This window comes from Mesorhizobium sp. WSM4898, assembly GCF_029625845.1.
GTDB lineage: Bacteria > Pseudomonadota > Alphaproteobacteria > Rhizobiales > Rhizobiaceae > Mesorhizobium.
Genome location: NZ_JARTVQ010000004.1, coordinates 366,921 through 389,123, shown reverse-complemented (window position 1 = coordinate 389,123; position 22,203 = coordinate 366,921). Strand labels below are relative to the sequence as shown.

General features: G+C 64.9%; 26 protein-coding genes and 1 pseudogene. 16 read left to right on the top strand and 11 right to left on the bottom strand.

Translation table 11 applies throughout. The features are described from left to right. Positions 1–63: 63 nt before the first annotated feature. Positions 64–981 (bottom strand): LysR substrate-binding domain-containing protein, encoded by a 918-nt coding sequence (locus P9228_RS21165; protein ID WP_278055369.1) that lies wholly within the window; start codon positions 979–981, stop codon positions 64–66. A gap of 118 nt (positions 982–1,099) precedes the next feature. On the opposite strand from P9228_RS21165, the gene P9228_RS21160 reads away from it, so the two are divergent. The 7 genes from P9228_RS21160 to P9228_RS21130 all read left to right on the top strand — a co-directional run bounded on the left by P9228_RS21160 (position 1,100) and on the right by P9228_RS21130 (position 6,656). Further along, positions 1,100–2,374, top strand: a complete 1,275-nt coding sequence (locus P9228_RS21160; protein WP_278055367.1) for an MFS transporter — start codon at positions 1,100–1,102, stop codon at positions 2,372–2,374. 140 nt (positions 2,375–2,514) lie between these two features. Next, positions 2,515–3,696, top strand: a complete 1,182-nt coding sequence (locus P9228_RS21155) for a cell wall hydrolase (RefSeq protein WP_067327803.1) — start codon at positions 2,515–2,517, stop codon at positions 3,694–3,696. Between the two features lie 290 nt (positions 3,697–3,986). Next, positions 3,987–4,379, top strand: a complete 393-nt coding sequence (locus P9228_RS21150; RefSeq protein WP_066999046.1) for an AtpZ/AtpI family protein — start codon at positions 3,987–3,989, stop codon at positions 4,377–4,379. Between the two features lie 65 nt (positions 4,380–4,444). Further along, complete coding sequence (locus P9228_RS21145; protein ID WP_066999043.1) at positions 4,445–5,206, top strand: F0F1 ATP synthase subunit A; 762 nt, start codon at positions 4,445–4,447, stop codon at positions 5,204–5,206. A 79-nt stretch (positions 5,207–5,285) separates the two neighbouring features. Continuing rightward, positions 5,286–5,510 carry a F0F1 ATP synthase subunit C gene (locus P9228_RS21140; RefSeq protein WP_066999040.1) on the top strand — a complete coding sequence of 75 codons (225 nt, stop codon included), beginning with the start codon at positions 5,286–5,288 and terminating at the stop codon, positions 5,508–5,510. Between the two features lie 62 nt (positions 5,511–5,572). After that, positions 5,573–6,154, top strand: coding sequence for a F0F1 ATP synthase subunit B (locus P9228_RS21135; RefSeq protein ID WP_067327804.1), 582 nt, complete (start codon positions 5,573–5,575; stop codon positions 6,152–6,154). A 10-nt stretch (positions 6,155–6,164) separates the two neighbouring features. Beyond that, the gene (locus P9228_RS21130; protein ID WP_066999035.1) at positions 6,165–6,656 is read left to right on the top strand and encodes a F0F1 ATP synthase subunit B; all 492 of its coding nucleotides are present in this window, start codon (positions 6,165–6,167) and stop codon (positions 6,654–6,656) included. Between the two features lie 234 nt (positions 6,657–6,890). Here P9228_RS21130 and P9228_RS21125 read toward each other — a convergent pair whose 3' ends face one another. Both P9228_RS21125 and P9228_RS21120 read right to left on the bottom strand, forming a co-directional pair. Next, positions 6,891–7,589: a ribonuclease HII gene (locus P9228_RS21125; protein WP_067327805.1), complete on the bottom strand. Its 699-nt coding sequence runs from the start codon at positions 7,587–7,589 to the stop codon at positions 6,891–6,893. A 255-nt stretch (positions 7,590–7,844) separates the two neighbouring features. Then, the gene (locus P9228_RS21120; RefSeq protein WP_127241487.1) at positions 7,845–8,999 is read right to left on the bottom strand and encodes a PA0069 family radical SAM protein; all 1,155 of its coding nucleotides are present in this window, start codon (positions 8,997–8,999) and stop codon (positions 7,845–7,847) included. Between the two features lie 148 nt (positions 9,000–9,147). Between P9228_RS21120 and P9228_RS21115 the strand changes: the two genes are divergently transcribed. Next, positions 9,148–9,651, top strand: a complete 504-nt coding sequence (locus P9228_RS21115) for a glycosyltransferase (protein ID WP_278055362.1) — start codon at positions 9,148–9,150, stop codon at positions 9,649–9,651. A 194-nt stretch (positions 9,652–9,845) separates the two neighbouring features. Beyond that, on the top strand, positions 9,846–10,820 hold the full coding sequence (locus P9228_RS21110) for a hypothetical protein (protein ID WP_278055479.1): 975 nt from the start codon (positions 9,846–9,848) through the stop codon (positions 10,818–10,820). A gap of 14 nt (positions 10,821–10,834) precedes the next feature. Here the strand turns inward: P9228_RS21110 and moaB are convergent, their stop codons facing one another. The 6 genes from moaB to P9228_RS21080 all read right to left on the bottom strand — a co-directional run bounded on the left by moaB (position 10,835) and on the right by P9228_RS21080 (position 14,545). Beyond that, on the bottom strand, positions 10,835–11,383 hold the full coding sequence (gene moaB / locus P9228_RS21105) for a molybdenum cofactor biosynthesis protein B (protein WP_278055360.1): 549 nt from the start codon (positions 11,381–11,383) through the stop codon (positions 10,835–10,837). Further along, positions 11,383–12,264 carry a 4-(cytidine 5'-diphospho)-2-C-methyl-D-erythritol kinase gene (locus P9228_RS21100; RefSeq protein WP_278055478.1) on the bottom strand — a complete coding sequence of 294 codons (882 nt, stop codon included), beginning with the start codon at positions 12,262–12,264 and terminating at the stop codon, positions 11,383–11,385. Before P9228_RS21100 ends, moaB begins: the two co-directional genes overlap by 1 nt. 26 nt (positions 12,265–12,290) lie before the next feature. Further along, entirely contained in the window at positions 12,291–12,476 is a 186-nt protein-coding gene (locus tag P9228_RS21095; RefSeq protein WP_066999017.1) for a hypothetical protein, read from the bottom strand. A gap of 84 nt (positions 12,477–12,560) precedes the next feature. Continuing rightward, on the bottom strand, positions 12,561–13,418 hold the full coding sequence (locus P9228_RS21090) for a S49 family peptidase (RefSeq protein WP_127241485.1): 858 nt from the start codon (positions 13,416–13,418) through the stop codon (positions 12,561–12,563). Between the two features lie 108 nt (positions 13,419–13,526). Then, positions 13,527–14,321, bottom strand: a complete 795-nt coding sequence (locus P9228_RS21085) for a methyltransferase (protein WP_179294428.1) — start codon at positions 14,319–14,321, stop codon at positions 13,527–13,529. Further along, the gene (locus P9228_RS21080; RefSeq protein ID WP_066999078.1) at positions 14,321–14,545 is read right to left on the bottom strand and encodes a DUF2007 domain-containing protein; all 225 of its coding nucleotides are present in this window, start codon (positions 14,543–14,545) and stop codon (positions 14,321–14,323) included. Before P9228_RS21080 ends, P9228_RS21085 begins: the two co-directional genes overlap by 1 nt. Before the next feature lie 162 nt (positions 14,546–14,707). Here P9228_RS21080 and P9228_RS21075 point away from each other — a divergent pair, with 162 nt between their 5' ends. The 5 genes from P9228_RS21075 (at position 14,708) to P9228_RS21055 (ending at position 19,688) form a co-directional block, all read left to right on the top strand. Next, the gene (locus tag P9228_RS21075) at positions 14,708–15,721 is read left to right on the top strand and encodes a polyprenyl synthetase family protein (protein ID WP_095801112.1); all 1,014 of its coding nucleotides are present in this window, start codon (positions 14,708–14,710) and stop codon (positions 15,719–15,721) included. Positions 15,722–15,828: 107 nt separating this feature from the next. Continuing rightward, on the top strand, positions 15,829–16,494 hold the full coding sequence (locus P9228_RS21070; protein ID WP_278055357.1) for a GntR family transcriptional regulator: 666 nt from the start codon (positions 15,829–15,831) through the stop codon (positions 16,492–16,494). Between the two features lie 209 nt (positions 16,495–16,703). Continuing rightward, complete coding sequence (locus P9228_RS21065) at positions 16,704–17,312, top strand: biotin transporter BioY (protein ID WP_095830456.1); 609 nt, start codon at positions 16,704–16,706, stop codon at positions 17,310–17,312. Beyond that, positions 17,309–17,725 carry a DUF1284 domain-containing protein gene (locus tag P9228_RS21060; RefSeq protein WP_067327814.1) on the top strand — a complete coding sequence of 139 codons (417 nt, stop codon included), beginning with the start codon at positions 17,309–17,311 and terminating at the stop codon, positions 17,723–17,725. Before P9228_RS21065 ends, P9228_RS21060 begins: the two co-directional genes overlap by 4 nt. A 187-nt stretch (positions 17,726–17,912) precedes the next feature. Further along, positions 17,913–19,688, top strand: coding sequence for a tetratricopeptide repeat protein (locus P9228_RS21055; protein WP_278055355.1), 1,776 nt, complete (start codon positions 17,913–17,915; stop codon positions 19,686–19,688). 49 nt (positions 19,689–19,737) lie between these two features. Here P9228_RS21055 and P9228_RS21050 read toward each other — a convergent pair. After that, a pseudogene (locus P9228_RS21050) lies at positions 19,738–20,198 on the bottom strand (GNAT family N-acetyltransferase). Between the two features lie 172 nt (positions 20,199–20,370). Between P9228_RS21050 and P9228_RS21045 the strand changes: the two are divergent. After that, positions 20,371–21,315, top strand: coding sequence for a glycine--tRNA ligase subunit alpha (locus P9228_RS21045; RefSeq protein WP_082954005.1), 945 nt, complete (start codon positions 20,371–20,373; stop codon positions 21,313–21,315). Here the strand turns inward: P9228_RS21045 and P9228_RS21040 are convergent. Beyond that, positions 21,312–21,494 (bottom strand): hypothetical protein, encoded by a 183-nt coding sequence (locus tag P9228_RS21040; protein ID WP_127241108.1) that lies wholly within the window; start codon positions 21,492–21,494, stop codon positions 21,312–21,314. The two genes, P9228_RS21045 and P9228_RS21040, sit on opposite strands and share 4 nt — an antisense overlap. 253 nt (positions 21,495–21,747) lie before the next feature. Between P9228_RS21040 and P9228_RS21035 the strand changes: the two genes are divergently transcribed. Then, complete coding sequence (locus tag P9228_RS21035; protein ID WP_278055350.1) at positions 21,748–22,149, top strand: DUF559 domain-containing protein; 402 nt, start codon at positions 21,748–21,750, stop codon at positions 22,147–22,149. The last annotated feature ends 54 nt before the right edge of the window (positions 22,150–22,203 follow it).

The following is a 22,203-nucleotide window of genomic DNA, read 5'->3' as shown; positions in this document are numbered from 1 at the left end:
ACGGGTCTGTGCCGTGTCGCTTCGCTCCTTGCTCCGCTCGAGGATGAAGAATAGCGTGGAATCCTACGCGACCGCTCGCAAGCCCTCGCCGAAACGCGCTCCCTCCGGCAGCGTATCCAGCGCCGCCTCCAGCAATATCTCTGCCAGCCGTGCCGCCACCGGATCGAGCTCGGCATCCTTCTGGTGCAGATGCAGCGCCATCATCGGCAGGAGCGGCAGCCCGAGCACGCCCGGCGCGATCGCCCTGACAGTGGCTGGCAGGCCGATATCGGTGCGGATCGTCAGCCCGAGACCCGCGGCGACCGCCGCCCAGATGCCGCCGAGGCTGGGACTCGAGAACGCCATGCGCCAGGCGAGGCCGGCGCGGTCGAGCGTCTCGGTCGCCACGGTGCGCAGCAGGCATGGCGCCTCGAACAACACCAGCGGCAGCGCTTCACCATTGTGGCCGGCTTGCATCGGTTTCGCCGGGCCGATCCAGCGCGCCTGCACCTCGGCGACATGCCGGCTGTAGGGCAGGATCGTGCCGTCGTGCCAGGCCAGCGCGATGTCGAGGCTGCCTGAGACGACGCGCTCGGCGAGCTCATGGCTGCGTCCGATCCGCGCTTCGATCCGGACCTTGGGATGCGCACGGGCAAACCGGCCGAGCACCTCCGGCAGCACGGCCTCGCCGAAGTCCTCCTGCAGGCCGAGCCGCACCCAGCCTTCCAGCTCGACGTCGCGGATAGCTGAGGCCGCCTCGTCATTGAGCTCGATGAGACGCCGCGCATAGCTGAGCATCGTCTCGCCGGCTTCGGTAAGCGCCAGGCCGCGCCCCGCCTTGCGGAAGACCGGGGTCGCCGCCTGTTCTTCCAGCTTCTTCAGCTGCGCGCTGACGGCAGAGGTCGAGCGGCCGAGCCGCTCGGCCGCCTTGGCGAAACTGCCAAGCTCCATGCCGGTGACGAAGGTCCTGAGCACGTCGAGGTCGAATGTGACGCGTCGCATGAGATCGTCCTTATTTTCAGGATTATCGATCAAAAACTTGCTGATTTTCTGGATGAAGCTATGGCGCTACATCCGACCGGTCAAGACCGATCGACCGGCGCAGAGGGAATACGAGATCATGTCCGCCATCGTAACTCGCAACGATTGCCGGCGGCCCGCGGCAGGCGCCGCCGCTTCGGCTGGCCGCGCCTTCGGGCCCACCCATCGATGGAAAGTGCTCGGCATCGGCGTCGCCGCCAATGCCGGCTTCTCCGCTACCTTCTCCGGCATCCCGGCGACGGCTGTGGTGATGCGCCAGGACTACCATCTCGACAATGCCTCGCTCGGCGCTGCGCTCGGTCTGCTCGGCCTCGGCGTGGCGCTCAGCGAACTGCCCTGGGGCGTGCTTACCGACCGCTGGGGCGACCGCCGCGTGCTGCTGACCGGGCTCGGCGCGACGGCCGTGTGGCTTTTTGCCATGGCAATCCTCGTCGTGCCGACGAAAACAGCCGCTCCCGGTGTCGTGCTGCTTTCGGCCAGCCTGCTCGTTGCAGGCCTGCTCGGCGGCAGCGTCAACGGCTCCAGCGGCCGCGCCATCATGGGCTGGTTCGGCGAAGACGAGCGCGGCTTCGCCATGAGCATCAGGCAGACGGCGGTGCCGCTTGGCGGCGGGCTCGGCGCGCTCGTCCTGCCGTGGCTAGCCTTGGGCTTCGGCTTCGCCGCCGTCTTCGGCCTGCTGGCGGCTCTCACCGCGCTCTCGGCTTGCTTTGCCCGGCGCTGGTTGCAGGAGCCGCCGACGCAAGGCGACGCGCATGCCGCCGCCGTCACGACCGGCCCGGCGCCGCTGCGCAACATCGAGGTCTGGCGCATCTCGGCAGCCATCGGCCTGCTCTGCTTCCCGCAGGTGGCGGTGCTCACCTTTGCCTCCGTCTTCCTGCACGACTTTGCCGGCACGGGCACATGGGTGACCAGCGCCACCCTCGCCGCCGTGCAGACGGGCGCCATGGTGATGCGTGTCTGGAGCGGCCGCTACACCGACCGCCACCGCAACCGAAGGCCGTTCCTGAGGTTCTGCAGCGCGCTGAGCGCGCTGGCCTTCCTGGTGCTATGGGTTCTGGCCATCCCTGCAGCCAGGCAGCCGTCGCTGCTGTTGCTCCTGCCCCTTATGGTGATCGTAGCCGGCATCTGCGTATCGGCCTGGCATGGCGTTGCCTATACCGAGCTTGCGACACTTGCCGGTGCCGGCCATGTCGGCACCGCGCTCAGCCTCGCCAACACTCTGGTCTTTGTCGGCTTCTGCCTGGTGCCGATCGCCATTCCCTGGCTTCTGCTTCTCTTCGCATGGCCGGGCGTGTGGCTGGCGGCCGCGATCTGCGCGGCGATCGCATGGCCGATTTTTCTGCGCACGGCCTGACGTTTTCGCCGGCTTTCCACAGCTGGCGGAGGCCGGCTTATCTGCAACATGAAAAAAACACGATCGGTGCCGTTAACCCCCCATCAAGGTTAATGCTTCATTTTGGCTCTCCGGGGTCAGTAGCGTTTCTGGAGAGTTCCGTGCATCGACGCGTTCTTACGCGGCTCGTCGCCGCCGCCGTTGCGAATAAACGTTCCTTCCTTCCTCCTTTGGTTCTGGGGCTCGGCTTCTGGGTCGGCTTTCCGTCCGTCGTCGCTTACCAGGATATGGCAAGCCTCGTGTCCGGGCTGGAGTCGCCCAGTCATCGCTGGAATGCCTATGTCGAAAAATCCGTCGCCGGCTCGGTGCACGCCGCCGAGATGCCGTTCGTCGATTCGGCCGCCACGGGCTCGATCTCCGGCTCCGGCGTGGACCTGCCTGGCGTTGGCACGGTGGCGCTCCGCGGCAAGGGCAATGTCGCCGGCGCTACGCCCGATGAGGACCGCGTCGTGCGCGCCGACAAGAAGGGCCGCCTCGTCCAGGTGTCGCCCGTTGCGCCGCCGAAGAATTTCAGCGCCGGCTCCATCTTCGAGCGCACCTCCTCGCTGCTCCGTCCGGCGATGGACAGCGGCCTGAAGCTGACTTTCGCCAAGCCCGGCATCAAGGGCAAGGAAATCCAGATCGCCCAGGCCTTCCACATCCGCGAGGACAAGAAGCCCGATCCGGATTTGCCGGCGGCTCTCGTCGCTCTCGTCAACAACGACAAGCCGGACATCCTCGCCACCGCCTATGCCCAGTCGGCGCCGGACTATGCCAAGGCCTCGCCCTTTGAGGCTCTGCTGCAGGACGATCCGAATGACGGCCGCTTCATCCCGCCGATGGGCAAGGGGGATCACGCCTGGATGCAGAATCCGCTGCCTGCGGCCGTCTTCTCCAAGCCGGAACAGGAATGCCTCGCCAAGGGCATCTATTTCGAGGCGCGCAGCGAACCGGTGCGCGGCCAGGCCGCGGTGGCGCAGGTGATCCTCAACCGCGTCCGCAACCCTGCCTATCCGAAGACGATCTGCGGTGTCGTCTACCAGAACGACAACTGGTTCAACCGCTGCCAGTTCTCCTTCGCCTGTGACGGCAGGAAGAAGCGCATCAACGACCCCGTCGCGTACAAGACCGCCCAGGATGTCGCCATGGCGGTGACCGCCGGCAAGATCTTCATCCCCGAGGTCGGATCCTCGACGCATTACTACGCCAATTACGTCCATCCGGGCTGGGCGCGCGCCATGCAGCGCATGACCAGGATCGGCCTGCATATCTTCTATCGCACCTATGGCGGCGGCTGGAGCTGAGCCGTTTAGGCGGCTCGAACTGAGCCGCTTGATCGGCACCCCGCGGCAACGCTCTTTCTCGTTTGCTGCGCGCACCGATCAGCGCGGCTTGTCGCCCGGATTCGCGCCGAGTCCTCGCACAGGCGTGACGGGCACGATGTCGCACCCGGATAAGCCATTGATTTGAAAGCGGAAAATACATCGCTTTGAAGTTCGGCCCGTGGCTTGACGGGCGCGGACCCGCTAACTATGTTGCCGGCGACTTTAGAAGCGGACGGACGGTGATCGTCTGCCCGGGCAGGGGGGTTGCGATGGCCGACAAAAACGGGCCAGACGGAACCGGAGAAACCGGCCGCGGCAGGCAGCCAGAAGCCACCATCCGCGACGACGAACTTGAGCGCCGCCGGCGCGAGCTTGAAGCATCGCTTGCATCAAGACGCACGGACCGGCTCGAGGGGAAAGACGAAGCGAAAGCTGCGACCGGTTACGGTCAGGCCCTGAAACTGTCCAGCGAGTTCATCGCCGGAGTGGTGGTTGGTGTCGGCCTGGGCTGGATCATCGACCGCTTGGCGGGAATCGCGCCCTGGGGTCTGATCGTCGGCCTGCTGCTGGGTTTTGGCGCCGGTATACTCAATGTCCTGCGTTCGTCGGGACTTGCATCGGAATTCGGCCAGGGCGGCAAGCCGCCCGAACCGAAGGACTGAAGTAAGGCGCCGCAAGGCGCGAAAGAAACTTAAGAAGCCGGTTGTGGCTTTGACGGGGATTTAAAGTGGCTGCTGCTGACCAGGTCGATCCGATCCACCAGTTCCAGATCCATCCGATCATCCCGCTTCATATCGGCGGCTACGACATTTCTTTCACCAACTCCGCTCTGTTCATGGTCGTGACGATCGCCGTCGCTTCCGCTTTCCTCTACATGAGCACCGCCAGCCGCGCCCTCATTCCTGGCCGCCTGCAGTCGGTCTCGGAAATGGCCTATGAGTTCGTCGGCAACATGCTGCGCGATGCGGCGGGCAAGCAGGGCATGCAGTTCTTCCCGCTGGTGTTCTCGCTGTTCATGTTCGTGCTGGTCGCCAACCTGATCGGCCTGTTCCCTTATTTCTTCACCGTCACCAGCCACATCATCGTCACCTTCACGCTGGCGATCCTGGTCATTGGCACCGTCATCGTCTACGGCTTCGCCAAGCACGGCCTCGGCTTCCTCAAGCTGTTCGTGCCGCATGGCGTGCCTGGCTATCTGATGCCGCTGGTGGTGGCGATCGAAGTCATTTCCTTTGTCTCGCGTCCGGTCAGCCTCTCCGTTCGTCTTTTCGCCAACATGCTGGCCGGCCACATCACGCTGAAAGTGTTTTCGGGCTTCGTCGTCAGCCTCAGCGCGCTGGGTGCGGTCGGCATCGCCGGCTCGGTCCTGCCGCTCGCCATGGCGGTTGCCCTGACGGCGCTGGAACTGCTGGTCGCCTTCCTGCAGGCCTACGTCTTCGCGGTGCTGACCTGCATGTATCTGAACGACGCTCTGCACCCGAGCCACTGATCGATTTTCACCGGCGCCCCGGCGCCAGCATACCCAACGTACCAACCGCAACGATTACGAAAACCACAGGAGTTTTGAAATGGACGCAACTGCAGCAGCTGCTATCGGCGCTGGTATCGCCTGCATCGGCATGGGCGGCGCCGGCATCGGCCTCGGCAACATCTTCGGCAGCTATCTCTCGGGTGCGCTCCGCAACCCGTCGGCCGCTGACGGCCAGTTCGGCCGCCTGATCTTCGGCTTCGCCGTGACCGAAGCGCTGGGCATCTTCTCGCTCCTCATCGCGCTGCTGCTGGTCTTCAGGTAAGAACCACGCGCTGACGAAAGGGGCCGCATGGTGCGGCCCCGCCGTATGGACAGGGGAATGAGATGTTCGTGACATCTGCCTTTGCGCAAGAATCCGCGCCGGCCACGGCCGAGGGCGATACGCATGCGGGCACCGCCGTGCCTGCCGAGGAGCATGGCACGTTCCCGCCGTTCAATGCCGAGACCTTCCCGTCGCAGATCCTGTGGCTCGTCATCACCTTCGGGCTCTTCTATCTGTTCCTGAAGCGGGTTGTGATGCCGCGCATCGGCGGTATCATCGATGTCCGCAACGATCGCATCACCCAGGATCTCGACCACGCCGCCAGGCTGAAGGGCGAGGCGGACGCTGCCGTTGCCGCCTATGAGCAGGAATTGGCGGAAGCCAAGGCCAACGCCAACAAGATCGGCCAGCAGGCGAGCGACGCCGCCAAGAGCGAAGCCGAAAGCACGCGCAAGAAGCTCGAGACGGAACTCGAGAAGAAGCTCGGCGAGGCCGAGGCGAGCATCGCCTCGATCAAGGCCAAGGCGATGAAGGAAGTCGGCACGATCGCCGAGGACACCACGTCGGCCATCGTCGAGGCGCTGGTCGGCGGCAAGACCGACAAGGCCGAGATTTCGGCCGCGGTCAAATCCGCGACCCGGTGAGGAGGCCATCATGGACGCCACATCACTTGCCACGCTCTGGGCCACCATTGCCCTGATCATCTTCCTCGGCGCCGTCATCTATCTGAAGGTGCCGGGCATGCTCGCAAAGTCGCTCGATTCCCGTGCGGCCAAGATCAGCAGCGAACTCGAGGAAGCGCGCCGCCTGCGCGAAGAGGCCCAGCAGCTGCTCGGCCAATACCAGCAGAAGCGCAAGGAAGCCGAGAAGGAGGCCGCCGACATCGTCGCCGCCGCCAAGCGCGAGGCCGAGCTCCTTGCTTCCGAGGCGCATAAGAAGACCGAGGACTACGTCGCCCGGCGCACGGCGCTTGCCGAGCAGAAGATCAGCCAGGCCGAGCGCGAAGCGATCGGCGAGGTGCGTGCCAGCGCCGTCGACATCGCCGTCGAGGCCGCCCGTGCGCTGCTTGCCGCCAAGGTCGACGCCAAGGCCGGCGCCGATTTGTTCAAGTCGGCGCTGCAGGACGTGAAGGCCAAGCTGAACTGAGCGGCTCTGCCGTTGCTGACATGAAGCCGCCTGGGCAACCCGGCGGCTTTTTTGTTTTGGGCGCGAACAATCTTCCCCCTTGAGGGGCCCTTGAGGGGGAGCTTTCGCCGAAGCCGACAGAGAGGATCGTTGCGCGTAGAGCTCGACGCCTTGTGCGACTAAAGAGGGCGTCGGTGCTTCACGCGCGACGACCCTCTCCGCCAGCCGGCCATTTCCCCCCCCCGACGGGGAAGATTAATCTATTCCCTCGAAGCTCTCTTCCGCTTCCGCCACCTCGACGCCGCCAAACCGGAACGGTGCGAACGACGCCCTATGCAGTCGCGCCACCGGGCCATGCGCCTCGATCGCGGTCCGGTGGCGGACCGTCGCGTAGCCCATATGCATTTCGAACCCGTAATGCTCATGATGGCCGCCGCAGCCGCACATCATGCGGTCGCGCATCACCTTGGCGATGATCGAGGCGGCGGCGATAGATTGCGAGCGCTGGTCGCCCTTGATCAGCGCGCGTCCCTCGCAGGTGAGCCCTGGCGGCACGTCGCGGCCGTCCGCCAGCGCCAGTTTGGGCGGCAGCGACAGTCCGGCGGCGGCGCGGCGCATGGCTTCCAGGCTGGCTTTCAGAATGTTGCTGTTGTCGATGCCTTCGGCGCTGATCGAGGCCATCGAGACGCTGAGCGCCGAGCCCAGGATTTTGAGGAACAGCGCCTCGCGCTGCAGATGGGTGAGGCGCTTGGAATCGTCGAGCCCTTCGGGAATGTTGGCCGGGTTGAGCACCACGGCCGCCGCCACCACCGGACCGGCAAGCGGCCCGCGGCCCGCCTCGTCCATCCCCGCTACCGGCCACAGCCCCTCGGCCATCGCTTTCGTTTCAATCGAGAAGTCGGGCTTCTCGACCATTTCGAAGAGAAGCGGAGAATCGGAACGCGCGCGAGCCATGGTGCGGCGAGGTTCGCATCGGCTCCGATTCTCCGCAAGTCCCTCCGGGTCGGATGGGGCGTCGGACCGGGAGGGCACCGTCTCACGGCCGGGGGACTGGGCCGGACGGGATTCTTGAGCAATTCCAGCAAAAGTGCGTAGCGGGCTTTCCGTACGAAGTTACATCAAAACAGAGGGTTAGCGGAATCGCAATCCGGGCGCAAAACTCTGCCTCCCGAGTTGCCTTGGCGCCGGCCTTCGCGGCCGGCATTGTCTTCACAGCAGCATCAACTGCTCGCCGACGCCGGAGCCTGCGACGAATTGGTCGGTCCGAAGCTGCCGCCGCTCGGCATTGAGGCCGAGCCGCTTGGCGGCGATCTCGAAGCGCCGGCCGATCTGCCACGCATAGGGTCCGGCGCCCTTCATGCGCTTGCCCCATTCCGAATCGTAGTCCTTGCCGTCGCGCATCGAGCGGATCAGCGACATCACATGCCGGTAGCGATCCGGATAATGGCGCAAGAGCCAGTCCTTGAAGATCGGCGCCACCTCGAGCGGCAGACGCAGCACGACATAGCCTGCCTCTCTGGCGCCGGCGGCGCGCGCCGAATCGAGGATGCGCTCCATCTCCGGATCGGTGAGGCCGGGAATGATCGGCGCCACCATCACCGAGGCGGGGACGCCGGCATCCGAAAGCTGCCTTATCGCTTCCAGCCGCTTTGTCGGCGTCGAGGCGCGCGGCTCCATGGTTCTCGCCAGCATGCGGTCGAGCGTCGTCACCGACAGCGCCACCTTGGCGAGCCCGCGCTCGGCCATGCGCGACAGGATGTCGATATCGCGCGTCACCAGTGCCGACTTGGTGACGATGCCGACCGGATGGCCACGCGCCTCCAGCACCTCCAGGATCTCGCGCATGATGCGGTATTGCTTTTCGATCGGCTGATACGGATCGGTGTTGGTGCCGATGGCGATGGTGCGCGGCTGGTAGCCGGGCTTCGACAATTCCCTGTCCAGCATTCGCGCCGCATCGGGCTTGGCAAAGAGCTTGGATTCGAAATCGAGCCCCGGCGACAGGCCCATGAAGGAATGCGTCGGCCTGGCAAAGCAGTAGACGCAGCCATGCTCGCAGCCGCGATAGGGATTGATCGAACGATCGAAGGAAATGTCCGGCGACTCGTTGCGCGTGATGATGGTGCGCGGCTTCTCGACCTGCACCTCCGTCTTGAACGGCGGCAGTTCCTCCAGCGAGTTCCAGCCATCGTCGAACACATGCCGGCTGACCGGCTCGAAGCGGCCGGACGGATTGATGCCCGCGGAGCGTCCGCGATTGCGGTCCGGCCGCACGCGCATGCCGCTCTGTTCTATCATTGCATTTGCCATCTCGGCTCTGCCTGCTCCGAAAGCGGCAATGTCGGCGCGCACGATCTGTTCCATTTTCGCCCTCTCCCAGGGACTGTCGGCAGGCTGTCGAATCGCTCTGTTCATGAAACTATTCCTATTTTGCCAATGAGAACAAAGCAAGAACTTTTTCGTTCAGAACGCGCATCTGGCGCAGCGCCGCGCTTTCCGCTATTCGGCTAAAATGCTCAGCGTCCTCATCGAAACCAGGAACGACGAAGAAGGCCTTGCCCGCACGCTGGCCTCGCTGATCGGCGGCGCGGTCGAGGGCGTGGTGCGCGACGTCATCGTCTGCGACACCGGCTCGACCGACCAGACGCATCGCGTCGCCGAGCATGCCGGCTGCCACCTCGTCGCCGGCGGCATCGCAACAGGCATCGGCCAGGCCAAGGGCGACTGGCTCCTGCTTCTGGAACCCGGCGCCCGGCTCGCCGAAGGCTGGATCGACGACGTCGTCGCTCACGCGGCGAGGCAGACGATGCCGGCGCGTTTTTCACGCGCCCGCGGCAATCGCACGCCGTTTCTGGTCCGGGTTTTTTCGGGCAACCGGGCTCTGGAGGAAGGGCTTGTCATCAGCAAGCGCCAGGCCACGGTGCTGGCGAAAAGCGCCCGCAGCGCCGAAGCCCTGGCGCGCGGCCTCGCCACCAGAAGGCTGATTGCCGAAATCTGGGTGGCGCCGCCGAAGTGAGCGCATGCCCTCCTTCTCTCCAGAAGGCGAAAAGAGAGAAAAAGGCCGCGAACTTTGCCGGCCCATTCTATTGTGCATTGCACAAAAACCTGCAGTGGATTAGCATCTGCTTGAAGCGGGACAATCGGGATTGGGTGACGATGAAGCGGCAGACGGCTGGCGCTTCGTCGGACGCCATGCATACGAGGAACCCGATGAACCTTGGTACTCCAGACAATTCAGGCGCGGCCAGCCTGGAGGCGATCGCTCGTAATGGCAGCCTGTTCAGGCGCATCGCCGTGCGCATCCCGACCTATCTGAAAGATCTACGCGAAAATCCGGCCTGGCTGCCGATGTTCGTGCTGGCGCGCACCATGCCGGGGCGCCGCATGCACTGGCTAGGCGCCAGACGCGTTCGCCCGCTCGACAATGCGGGAGAGACGATGTTTGCCGGCGTCGATCGCGAGGCGGTGGTCGCGGCGCTTCGCTCCGATGGACTGTTTTCGGGGTTCACGCTGCCGTCGGCGATCCATGAGGAGATCGCCGTTTTTGCGCAACGCACGCCCTGTTTCGGCAATTTCGACCGCCGTCTCGAATTCATGCCGGGCGACCATGCCGAGGCGGAGAAGCGTTTCGGCCGCTCGCTGCTCAGCGGGCATTATTTCGAACGCATTCTCGATTGCCCGGCGGCGCTTGCCATCCAGCGGGATCCGCTGCTCCTCGAGGTCGCGCAGCACTATCTCGGCGGCCAGGCGAAACTGATCACGACGCGCGTGTGGTGGAGCTTTCCGACCGGCAAGGCCTCGGATGCCGACAAGAATCTCGCCTCGCTCGGCAAATACCATTTCGATCTCGACGATTGGCGGATGCTGAAATTCTTCTTCTATCTGGTGCCGGTCGACGCCGGCACCGGCCCGCATGTCTATGTCCGCGGCAGCCACAGGCGCCGCGCGCTCAAGCACCAGCTCACGCTTCTGGTCGGCCACCCCGCGGAAGACGTGCTGGACGTCTACGGTCCGGAAAGCGCTGCGACGCTGACGGGCGAGGCGGGCCTCGGCTTCGTCGAGGATCCGTTCGGCTTCCATATGGGAACGGTGCCGACGCATACGCCGCGGCTGATGATGGAAATCGGCTTCGGCGTCTCGCGGCCGTCGCGCCGCCGCTTCCACGGCGAGCCGGTCATCCGCTGAGCCGGACGGGGCCGCTACTCCGGCTTGCCGCCGCGCCTGAGGTGCTCGTCCAGCCGCGGCATGATCTCGACGAAGTTGCAGGGCATGTGCCGGTAGTCGAGCTGCGCCTTGATGATGCCGTCCCAAGCATCCTTGCACGCGCCGGGCGAGCCCGGCAGCACGAAGATAAAGGTGGCGTTGACGACGCCGCCGGTCGCCCGGCTCTGGATCGTCGATGTGCCGATCTTGTCATAGGAAATCCGGTGGAAGACTCCCGAAAAGCCGTCCATGCGCTTTTCGAAAATCGGCTCCAGCGCTTCCGGCGTTACGTCGCGGCCGGTGAAGCCGGTGCCACCCGTGGTGATAACGACGTCCACCGTTTCATCCCTCGACCAGGCGAGCACTTTTTCGCGGATCTTCTCGCGGTCGTCGGTGACGATGTCGCGAGCCACCAGTATATGGCCAGCCTCTGCGATGCGGTCGGCCAATATCTGCCCGGATTTGTCCTCGGCCAGGCTGCGCGTGTCGGAAACGGTCAGCACCGCGATGCGCACCGGGATGAAGGGGCGGCTTTCGTTGGCCATCAGTCGGTCTCCATGCTGCGCGTCGCGGCCACGAACCAACCGGGATGGCGGCGGCGGATGTCGATCGCCGCGCGCTTGGCGACATTGCCAGTCTCGAACAGGCCGAAGCAGGTAGCGCCGGAGCCCGACATGCGGGCAAAGGCGGCTCCCGCTTTTTTCAGCGCCTTGAGCGCATCGCCAATCGCCGGTTGGATGGCGCGAGCGGCAGGTTCGAGATCGTTCCGCGTCGTGTCCAGCCAATTGCGTATGCCGTGAAAATCGAGCCGGCCGGGCAGCGGCGGCAATGCCGCATTGTCAGGTCCGGAAAGCGCCTTGAATACTTCGGGTGTCGAAACGGCGACGCCCGGGTTGACGAGGACCAGCGCAAGCGCCGGAAACTCCGTCAGCGGCGACAGTTCATCGCCGATGCCGCGCGCAATTAGCGGCCTTGCCTTGAGGCACATCGGGAGATCGGCGCCGAGCGTCAGCCCGATCCGCGCCAGCCCCGCCTCCCCGATGTCGAGCTCCCAGAGGCGCGAAAGGCCGTTGAGCGCCGCCGCCGCGTCGCTCGAGCCGCCGCCGACGCCGGAAGCGACCGGCAGGTTCTTTTCCAGCCGGATGGCGACTGGTGGCGCCTGTTGCGCGCCGGCTTCCCGCCGCAACGCGTCGCGCGCTTTGAGTACCAGATTGTCGCCATCGATTGGCACGCCGGCGGCGAAGGGACCAGACGCCGAGAACGCATCGTCTTGCGCCAGCTCGATCTCGAGCCGGTCGCCGAAGCGCGTGAACACGGCAAGGCTGTCGACTAGGTGATAACCGTCGGCGCGCCGTCCGGTGACGTGCAGCGCGAGGTTGATCTTGGCAGGCGCAAGCCATGTCCGGGACTTGGCCTCGGCCTCCAGAATGTCGGCTGCTGGCGAGATGGTGTTCAGTCCTTGGCCAGACGGTACTCGCCGGTCTTCGGATCCTTGACCAGCGTTCCCATCGTGCCGTTGGCCGCCTGCTTCTCGGTGCGCCGGATCTTGGCCGTCACGCGCTCGGCCTCGCGTACGAAAGCGCGATAACCGAAATAGGCGGCGGCGCCGACGACAACGAAGAAAATGATCTGCGGCATCTCACAACTCCTCCCGCGTTTCTCGCGGCAAGGCCGGCCGGATGGGTCGGTCAAGCGGCCATGCTAGACGCAATCATGGCTTTTTCAAAGCCCGAAGCGCGCCCACAGCGCGCGCTCTTCCGCCGCATCGATGACGCCGCTGGCCGCGGCCGCGGCGATGTCCGGCGCCGAAAAACGCGATCCGAACAAGCCGAAACGGCCGAAAAGCCCGCGCGGCGCGGTGATCAGCCTGAGCTGCGTCTTTTCGCCGAAACGGGTCTTGAGCACGCTGCGCATGTCGCCCAGCGCATCGACGAGGCCGAGCTCGAGACCCTTCTTGGCGGTCCAGAACAGTCCGGTGAACAGATCCGGGTCGTCCTTGAGCTTGGTGCCGCGCCGTTCCTTGACGAGATCGATGAAGGTCTCGTGCACTTCGAGCTGCAAGGCTTTCAGCCGCTCGACGTCTTCCCTCTTTTCCGGCTTGAAGGGGTCGAGCACGGCCTTGTTCTGGCCCGCGGTGTGGACGCGCCGCTCGATGCCGATCTTCTTCATCAGCTCGGGGAAGCCGAAGGAGGCGGAGACGACGCCGATCGAGCCAACGATCGAGGAAGGGTCGGCGAAGATCTCGTCGCCGGCGATTGCGATCATGTAGCCGCCGGAGGCCGCCACATCCTCGACGAAGACGAGCACTCGTCTATCCTTCTCTGCCGCCAGGTCGCGGATGCGCTTGAAGATCAGCCGCGACTGCACCGGCGAGCCGCCCGGCGAGTTGATCGAAATCGCAACCGCCGGCGCGTCGAAGCCGAACGCTTTCTCGATGAGCCCGGCCGTCGAGGCGAGCGACAGGCTTGGCCGTAACTGGCCGCCGCCGGGCATGATCGTGCCATGCAGCCTGATGACCGGAATGGTGACGACTGTCGAGCGCCAGGATTTCGGCAGCAGGCGGTTGAAGAAGCGTTTCACGAAAGCTTGTCTCCACAAGAGATGCTAGAGCAAGGTCAGACCTCATCCTTGCTCCCGGGCATGTAGGAATTCGCCGCGCAACGGCAATGCCGCATCGCCGGCCTCTGATCAATCGCCGAACAGCGACGCCAGCCCGTTGTTGATCATTTCGGTCCGCTCCGTCGGCTCGTTGCCGGATGCGCCGTGCAAGGTGAGCGGAGGCCGGATCGACAGTTTTCCGCGCGCGCCGAGCACCGCCCTGACGACGATGCGGATCGCCGCCGCGTCTGGGCGCGGGTGCACGCAGAGCATCTCGGCATCGCCGAAGCGGCCTTCCATCGCATCCAGGATGGCGACAAGCTGCTCCGGCCGCGCAATCGCCGCCAGTCCGCCGCGCGGCTTGACGACGGCGGCCGCACTTCTGATCCAGCGCTCGAACAGGCCGTCCTCCGTGACATGCGCTTCTCTGCGCAGCGCGTCCGGCGTGGCGCGGTCTTGCGCCGCGTTGAAGGGCGGGTTCATGACGACGAAGTCGAACGAATTGTCGGCAAGTCCGGCTCCGTGCCGTGCCCGTCCCGCAAGCGTGACGTCGGCCTTAAGCACCGAGGCGCGGTCGCCGAGATGCGCGTTCCCGGGGTGGGCAAGCGTGGCCGCGGCAAAGGCCGCCATCTCCGCGGAACGCTCGACCAGAACCGCGTGTGCCAAAGGGCAGCGCGACAGCACGGCGAGCGTCGCCGCACCGGCGCCCGCGCCGAAATCGGCGAGCCGGCCGGAAAAGCCGGATGGGACGGCAGCGGCCAGCATCATGGCGTCCATGCCGGCACGGTGGCCTTGTCGCGGCTGCACCAGCCAGAAGCGCCCGCGATGGAAGGCGTCGACCGTGTGGGCCGGCGTGTCCGGGGCGAGGGCGGTTGATGCTGCCATTATTGCCGGCGGATCTCGTTCTCGATGCCGGCATCCTTCAGGATGCGCCGTGCGGCATCGGCTTTCTCGGCATCGACCATGACGCGCCTGGGCAGGATGCCAATCGATCCGTCGAGCACGCTCATGTTCTGGTCGGCGACGAAGCAGGCGATGCCGGCGTCGCGCATGAGCGATTCGACGAAGGAGATGAGGACGGCGTCGTTGGTGCGGACAAGCTCGATCATGGAATGAAAATCGCAGGTTGCGGCGCTCATGTAAACGCCGGGGCCGCCCAGCGCCAGCCAAACCGCGCCAATTCGCCTCTTGCCGTGCGCGGTTGTGCCGACCTAGAGTCCCACCGGGACCAGGGTGTTGTCGGGCGCGTCAATGAGACGGGAGTGATCGTGGTGGGTGTCGTTCTGAATATCGAAGGCAAGCGGGAACCTGCTTCCATCCAGGATCTCATCGACCTGACGGCAGCCGACATGGGACGGGTCAACGAGCTGATCCTGTCGAAGGCCGGCTCCGACGTCGAGATGATCCCGGAGGTCGCCAACCACCTGATCTCGTCCGGCGGCAAGCGGCTGCGGCCGATGCTGACGCTCGCCGCCGCCCAGATGTTCGGCTATGCGGGCGAGGGGCACGTCAAGCTCGCCACCGCAGTCGAATTCATGCACACCGCGACGCTGCTCCACGATGACGTCGTCGACGAGAGCGCGCTTCGCCGCGGCAAGAAGACGGCGCGCATGATCTGGGGCAACCAGGCGAGCGTGCTGGTCGGCGACTTCCTGCTCGGCCAGGCTTTTCGCATGATGGTCGAAGTCGGCTCGCTGGAGGCTCTCGACATCCTGTCGAGCGCCGCCTCCATCATCGCCGAGGGCGAGGTGATGCAGCTTGCGGCTGCCAAGAATCTGGAGACCACCGAGGACGAGCACTTCGCCGTCATCAAGGCCAAGACCGCCGCCCTGTTCTCGGCCGCCGCCGAGGTCGGTCCGGTGATCGCGCTCGCTTCCCGCACCGACCGGGCGGCGCTGCGATCCTATGGCATGAATCTCGGCCTTGCCTTCCAGCTCATAGACGACGCGCTGGACTATGGCGGCTCCAGCAAGGATCTCGGCAAGAATGTCGGCGACGATTTCCGCGAGGGCAAGGTGACGCTGCCGGTGATCCTCGCCTATCGGCGGGGCACCAAGGCCGAGCGCACCTTCTGGAAGCGCGCCATCGAGGAAAATGTCGCCGACGATGCCGGGCTCGAAAAGGCGATCGGTCTGATGACCCGCCATGGCGCCATCGCCGACACGATTGGCCGCGCCCGTCACTTCGGCGAGATCGCCCGCGACGCGCTCGCGCCGCTGGAGGCGACGCCGCAGAAATCGGCGCTGATCGACGTCATCGATTTCTGCATCAGCCGCGTCAACTGAGCGCCTGTCAGTTCTCCTTGGCATCGCCTGGCGTCCGCCGGGCGGGCGCCTGTGATTCCGCTCTGGCCGTCTCGACAAACGGCAGCTCAGCAAATTATCTATAAAACATGGCCACCACAGAGGACACGATCGCCGTCCGCATCAGCAAGGAACTGGCGGACCGCATCATTTCGGGCGCTATCGAGCCCGGATCGCGGCTGCGCCAGGATCATGTCGCCGAGGAATTCGGCACCAGCCACGTGCCGGTGCGCGAGGCCTTCCGCCGCCTCGAGGCGCAGGGTTTGGCGATCAGCGAGCCGCGCCGCGGCGTGCGTGTGGCCGCTTTCGATCTCGGCGAGGTCAGGGAAGTGGCCGAGATGCGCGCGGCGCTCGAAGTGCTGGCGCTGCGCCACGCCGCGCCGCATCTGACGCCGGCGATCCTCGACCGCGCCGAGGAGGCGACCAAGGCGGGCGACAAATCCCGCGATGTCCGCTCCTGGGAGGAGGCCAATCGCACCTTCCACCGCTTGATCTTGACGCCCTGCAACATGCCGCGCCTGCTTTCCACCATCGATGACCTGCATGCCGCAAGCGCGCGTTTCCTGTTCGCCGCCTGGCGCTCCGAATGGGAGACCCGCACCGATCAGGATCACCGCGCGATCCTGAGCGCGCTGAGGCAAGGCAACACGGAATCGGCTGCCGCCACGCTCGGCCGGCATGTGCAATGGATCGGGCAGAAACCGGTCAAGACCGCTTCCGGCAGGACTCGCGACGGCTTCGCCATCGTCGGCTAGCGCGAGAACGCAGACACAGCTGCCTTTCTGCGCTCCGTAGCAGTCAAATGTCGGTTTGGGTGCCCCAATGCCCGGTGAATGGCTGAGCCTCATTGCTCCTGCGATCTGCCTCCGCAAGGCAGCGCTTGCTATCTCCGCAAAAATGTGGATTCGATAATAGATCGATTGCAGGAATTATCTATAATTTCAACTCAACCAGGGACCTCACCGTGACAAACATCGCCGTTTCGACCCGCCAGTCTTCCTTCAGCCCGCTCCAACTGCACAGCCGCTCCGTTGCCTGGCAGTTCGGCGCCGTCGTCCTCGGCTCGCTGTTCCTGGCGCTGTCATCCTATATCGAGGTGCCGATGGTGCCGGTTCCGGTGACCATGCAGACCTTCGCGGTGACGCTGGTCGGTGCGCTCTATGGCTGGCGCTTCGGCGCGCTGACCATCGCGGCCTGGCTTGTCGAGGGTGCCGCCGGCTTCCCGGTTCTGGCCGGCGGTGCGGCCGGCGTGCAGCATTTTATGGGCCCGACCGGCGGCTATCTCTTCTCCTTCCCGATCGTCGGTGCGATCGTCGGCTGGCTGGCCGAGCGCGGCTGGAACGGCAATCGGGTGATGCTTGCCTTCGCCGCCATGCTCATCGGCAACCTTCTCTGCCTGGTTCTCGGCACGGCCTGGCTTGCCGCCATGATCGGCGCCGAGAAGGCCATCACCTTCGGCTTCCTACCCTTCATTGTCGGCGGCCTCCTGAAGTCGGCGCTGGGCGCCGCGACGCTGAAGCTCTTTTCCACCTATCGGGCCGAACCGCGCGACCGCTCGTCAAAGACGCAATGACCGTCAGGCTGCGCGCCCATCATCTGCTCTGCCTGCTGACCTATGTCGGCAAAGGCTACTCGCCCGCTTTCACCGCCAATTACGACAAGGTGGTGAAGCGGCTGGGCGACGGCGAGGCGGTCCTGATCGTGTCCGGGCCGGACGACATCTGCGCCCCGATGCTGGTCGAGCCCGAGCCGCACTGCCTGGGCGAAGGCGCCGCCGAGCGCGACGGGCTCGCGGCGCGCGACGTCGGCGCTCTCCTGGGCCGGTCCGTCCAGGCCGGCGATCGGCTCGTGTTGGATGCCTCCAGCCTGGCGCCGATGCGCAAGGCGTTTTCCTCTGGCCTGACGCGTCAGGCGTGCTCGGGCTGCGAATGGTCCGACCTGTGCAGCGCGGTTGCCCTCAGCGGATTCCAAGATACGCGTCTTTAGGCGGCGCCGTCTGCGGCTTCCCGCGCCGGACTTTTTGGACGCACGCCGTATTTTTTAAGCCCGATGATTGCATTGTGATTCGCTGCGGATTGAAGCCTGACCCCAAAAAGGCCATGCTTTGTCGGGAAAACATCGACTCTGTGGGCGGTCCGCCAAGGGGGGATCGCGTCTGGCTGAAAGGGATACAATGCGGCAAGGACGTGCGCGCTGGCTGACGAGGCTGGCATTTTTAGCGGGTGTGGCGCTGTCGGTGCTGCCTGCCCATGCCAAGGAAAACTCCCAACCGGTCCAGATCACGTCCTTTTCGGGCGCCTATCTTGCCGCCCATATTGCCGAAAGCGACAACGATCTCGACAATGCCATCGCCTATTACAAGCAGGCGCTGGCCTTTGCCCCCAATGACACCGAGCTGCAGCAGAGCCTCATGCTGGCGCTGGTCGCCCAGGGCCGCTTCGAGGAATCGCTGGTCTATGCCGACAAGCTCAAGGAAGTTCCCGATGTTGAGCGCTTCTCGCGTCTGGCGCTTGCCGTCGATTCCTTCCACAAGAAGGACTATGCCAAGGCTCAGTACTGGCTGAAGCTGTCGCTCGAATCCGATCTCGACCGGCTGCTCTCCGGCGTCATGGACGGTTGGGCCAAGGAAGGCGCGGGCGATGCCTCCGAGGCGATGGCTTCGATCGACAAGCTCAAGGGGCCGGACTGGTTCGGCCTGTTCAAGTCCTTCCATCGCGCCCTCATCGCCGACGCCGCCGGCCTTTCCGCCAAGGCCGATGAGATCTACGCCGCCACCCTGGCCGATACCGCCGCCGGCGGCTCCGCGCCCGAGACGTGGATGCGCAATGCCCAGGCCTATGCCTCGTTCCTCGCCCGCAAGGGCGACAAGACAAAGGCGATGGCGGTGCTGAACCAGGCCGAAGCCTTCGCGCCTGGCAAGCTCGAAATCACCACGCTGCGCGACAGGATCAGCAAAGGCGACAAGATCGAGCCCCTGGTCGCTACCCCGGCCGACGGCGCCTCGGAAATGCTGCTCGACCTCGCCACCGCGCTCAACCGTGGCGGCGGCGAGCCTTTCGTTAGGCTCTATCTGCAATATGCGCTGGCGCTGAAGCCTGACAGCGACGCCGCCCTCGTGCAGCTGGCCGCCGTCGCCGAGCAGCTGAAGGACGGCGAAGGCGCGATCGCGCTCTATCGGCGCATTCCGGCCTCCTCGCCATTGAAGGAGCTTTCTGAGCTGCAGCTTGGCCTGAACCTTGCCGACATCGACCGTCACGACGAAGCCATCGCGCATCTCAAGGGCTACGTCGATGCGCACCCGACCGACATGCGCGGCTACCTGGCGCTTGGCGGCGTCTACTCCTCCAAGGAGGACTACCGTTCGGCTGCCAATCTCTACGACAAGGCGGTCGAACAGCAGAAGACGCCGACCGCCGCCAACTGGAACATCTTCTACCAGCGCGGTATCGCCTATGAGCGGCTGAAGGAATGGCCGAAGGCCGAGCCCAATTTCCGCAAGGCGCTGGAGCTGCAGCCCGACCAGCCGCAGGTTCTGAACTATCTCGGCTATTCCTGGGTCGACATGAACATGAACCTCAAGGAAGGCCTGGCGATGATCCAGAAGGCCGTGGATCTCAGGCCAAGCGACGGCTACATCGTCGACTCGCTTGGCTGGGCCTATTACCGCCTCGGCCGCTTCGACGACGCCGTGCGCGAAATGGAGCGAGCCGTGTCCCTGAAGCCCGAGGATCCGGTTCTCAACGACCATCTGGGCGACGCCTATTGGCGCGTCGGCCGCAAGCTGGAAGCGACCTTCCAGTGGACCCAGGCACGCGACCTGAAGCCGGACCCGGACGTGCTCGCCACCTTGCAGCAGAAGCTGCTCAAGGGCCTGCCGCCGATCGAGTCCAACACGGCGCAGGAAACGCCGAAGGTGAAACCGGTCCCGCCGGCGGCGCCGAAGGGCTGAGGCGCACATTTCTGCAGTTTGGCGGGGCCCTTGGGGGCCCCGCAACGTTTCAAAACATCTTGCGGTAGACGACGAATCCCGAGCGCTCGCCGATCCTGTCATAGAGCTGCATGGCGGTGTGGTTGGTCTCGTGCGTCAGCCAGTAGACGCGACCCGAGCCCGCGGCTTTGGCGCGCTCGTAAACGCCTTCGATCAGCGCCCGGCCGACGCCTTGGCCGCGCGCGGCTTGTGAGGTGAAGAGATCCTGCAGATAGCAGTTCGGCCCGATCGCCGTGGTCGAGCGGTGGTAGAGATAATGGACGAGGCCGAGAAGCTTGCCGTCGCGCTCGGCCACCAGAGCATGCACCGGCTCGTAAGCGTCGAAGAAGCGCGACCAGGTCATCTGGGTGATCTCCCGGCAAGCGCGGTCTCGCCCGAGCGGCCGTAGAATTCGTTGTAGCCGTCCCAGAGCGGCAGCCACTGCTCGTTGTCCTGCTGGGTGACGGGGCGGACAGTGAGTTGACCGAGCATGGCGGGAACCTTTGTCGTTGCGGCTCACCGAAGCAAACGGCCCGCGTGAGCGGCCTTCAATGGGCCAGCCGCCGGCAAAGCGTTCAACCTCTCCTCGATGCGGCGCCCTGCCTTGACGCTTGCCGGCCCGGCAACTAGGGAAAGCCCACTCCCAGCGCTTTCCGAGGCCGCCGTGACCGTCGAGATCCCTGCCCACATGCATCCCAGCCGCTCCTTCCAGGGGCTGATCCTGACCTTGCACAACTACTGGGCAGCTTACGGCTGCGTCATCCTGCAGCCCTACGACATGGAAGTCGGCGCCGGCACCTTCCACCCCGCCACCACTTTGCGCGCGCTCGGCCCGTTGCGCTGGAACGCGGCTTACGTGCAGCCGTCGCGCCGGCCGAAGGACGGCCGCTACGGCGAGAACCCGAACCGGCTGCAGCATTACTATCAATATCAGGTGATCCTGAAGCCGAACCCGCCGAACCTGCAGGAGCTCTATCTCGGATCGCTGGAAGCCATCGGCGTCGATCCGCTGCTGCATGACATCCGCTTCGTCGAGGACGATTGGGAAAGCCCGACGCTGGGTGCCTGGGGCCTCGGCTGGGAGTGCTGGTGCGACGGCATGGAAGTGTCGCAGTTCACCTATTTCCAGCAGGTCTGCGGCATCGAATGCGCGCCGGTGGCGGGCGAGCTCACCTATGGGCTCGAGCGCCTCGCCATGTATGTGCAGGGCGTCGACAATGTCTATGACTTGAATTTCAACGGCCGCGAGGGGCCTGAGAAGGTCACCTATGGCGACGTGTTCCTGCAGGCCGAGCAGGAATATTCGCGCCACAATTTCGAATTCGCCAACACGGCGATGCTGCTTCGGCATTTCGAGGACGCCGAAGCCGAGTGCAAGGCGCTGCTCGCCGCCGGCGCGCCGGCGTCGAACGACAATTCGTCGATGCACCGTCTGGTTTTCCCCGCCTATGACCAGTGCATCAAGGCCAGCCACGTCTTCAATCTGCTTGACGCCCGCGGCGTGATTTCCGTGACCGAGCGCCAGAGCTACATTCTGCGCGTGCGCAACCTTGCCAAGGCTTGCGGAGAGGCGTTCCTGCAGACGCGGGCGGGCGGCCTGGCGACTTAGCCCAAAGTTTCGCTGGCGATCTCGGCGGCGGCTGCAATCGGCAACGTGATCTGGACTGTCGCGGCATCAATCGTCCGCAGTGCCTGTCGCACGCCCGGCATCGAGAATGTGCCATGCATCTGGGCGGCGAAGCAGGCGCTCAGTGCCAGGATCTGCAGGATTCTCGATGCCGTCTTCATGGTCGTTCAGCCAATAGTTCTCCGTCTGAGCGTTGGTCGCTTCAGCACTGTGTTTGGTTCATGGGGTGTCTGTTCTTATGACGGGTGGGCTCGTGTCGTCCCGACAAAGAACTGAAAATTTCCTGAAATAGCTCGAACTGCCGACCGGCAGGCAGGGTGACAGGCGCGAGCCGAGTTGCTATGCGCCCTCTACCTCCCCCTTGATGGGGGAGGTCGCCGCGAAGCGGCGGGTGGGGGCGACGGGCGCTTCCCTATGCCAAAACTTGATCGGTTCAAGCTGCAGTCCGCACGAAGGCTGCGCGCGGCAATGACCGAGGAGGAACGCAGGCTGTGGCGGCACCTCTGGCGTATTCCGGTCGAAGGAACGCACTTTCGTCGACAAGCGTCGGTTGGCGGTTATTATCCTGACTTTATCTCCCATCGGCTGAAGCTGATCATCGAGGTGGATGGCTTCCAACATGGCTTTGATGGCCAGCAGTGCCATGATGCAGTCCGAACGAGATGGTTTGAGAGCCAGGGCTATCGCGTCGTCCGCTTCTGGAACCACGAGATAAAAAACGAACTGGATTCCGTTCTCGATACAATCTATGCGGCTGTGGAAGAACGAAAATCACACCTTGGTCTGCGCGATGGTGCCGAAGGTGCTGGCGGCTGAAACCCCGCCACCCCACCCCGGCGCTGCGCGCCGACCCTCCCCATCAAGGGGAGG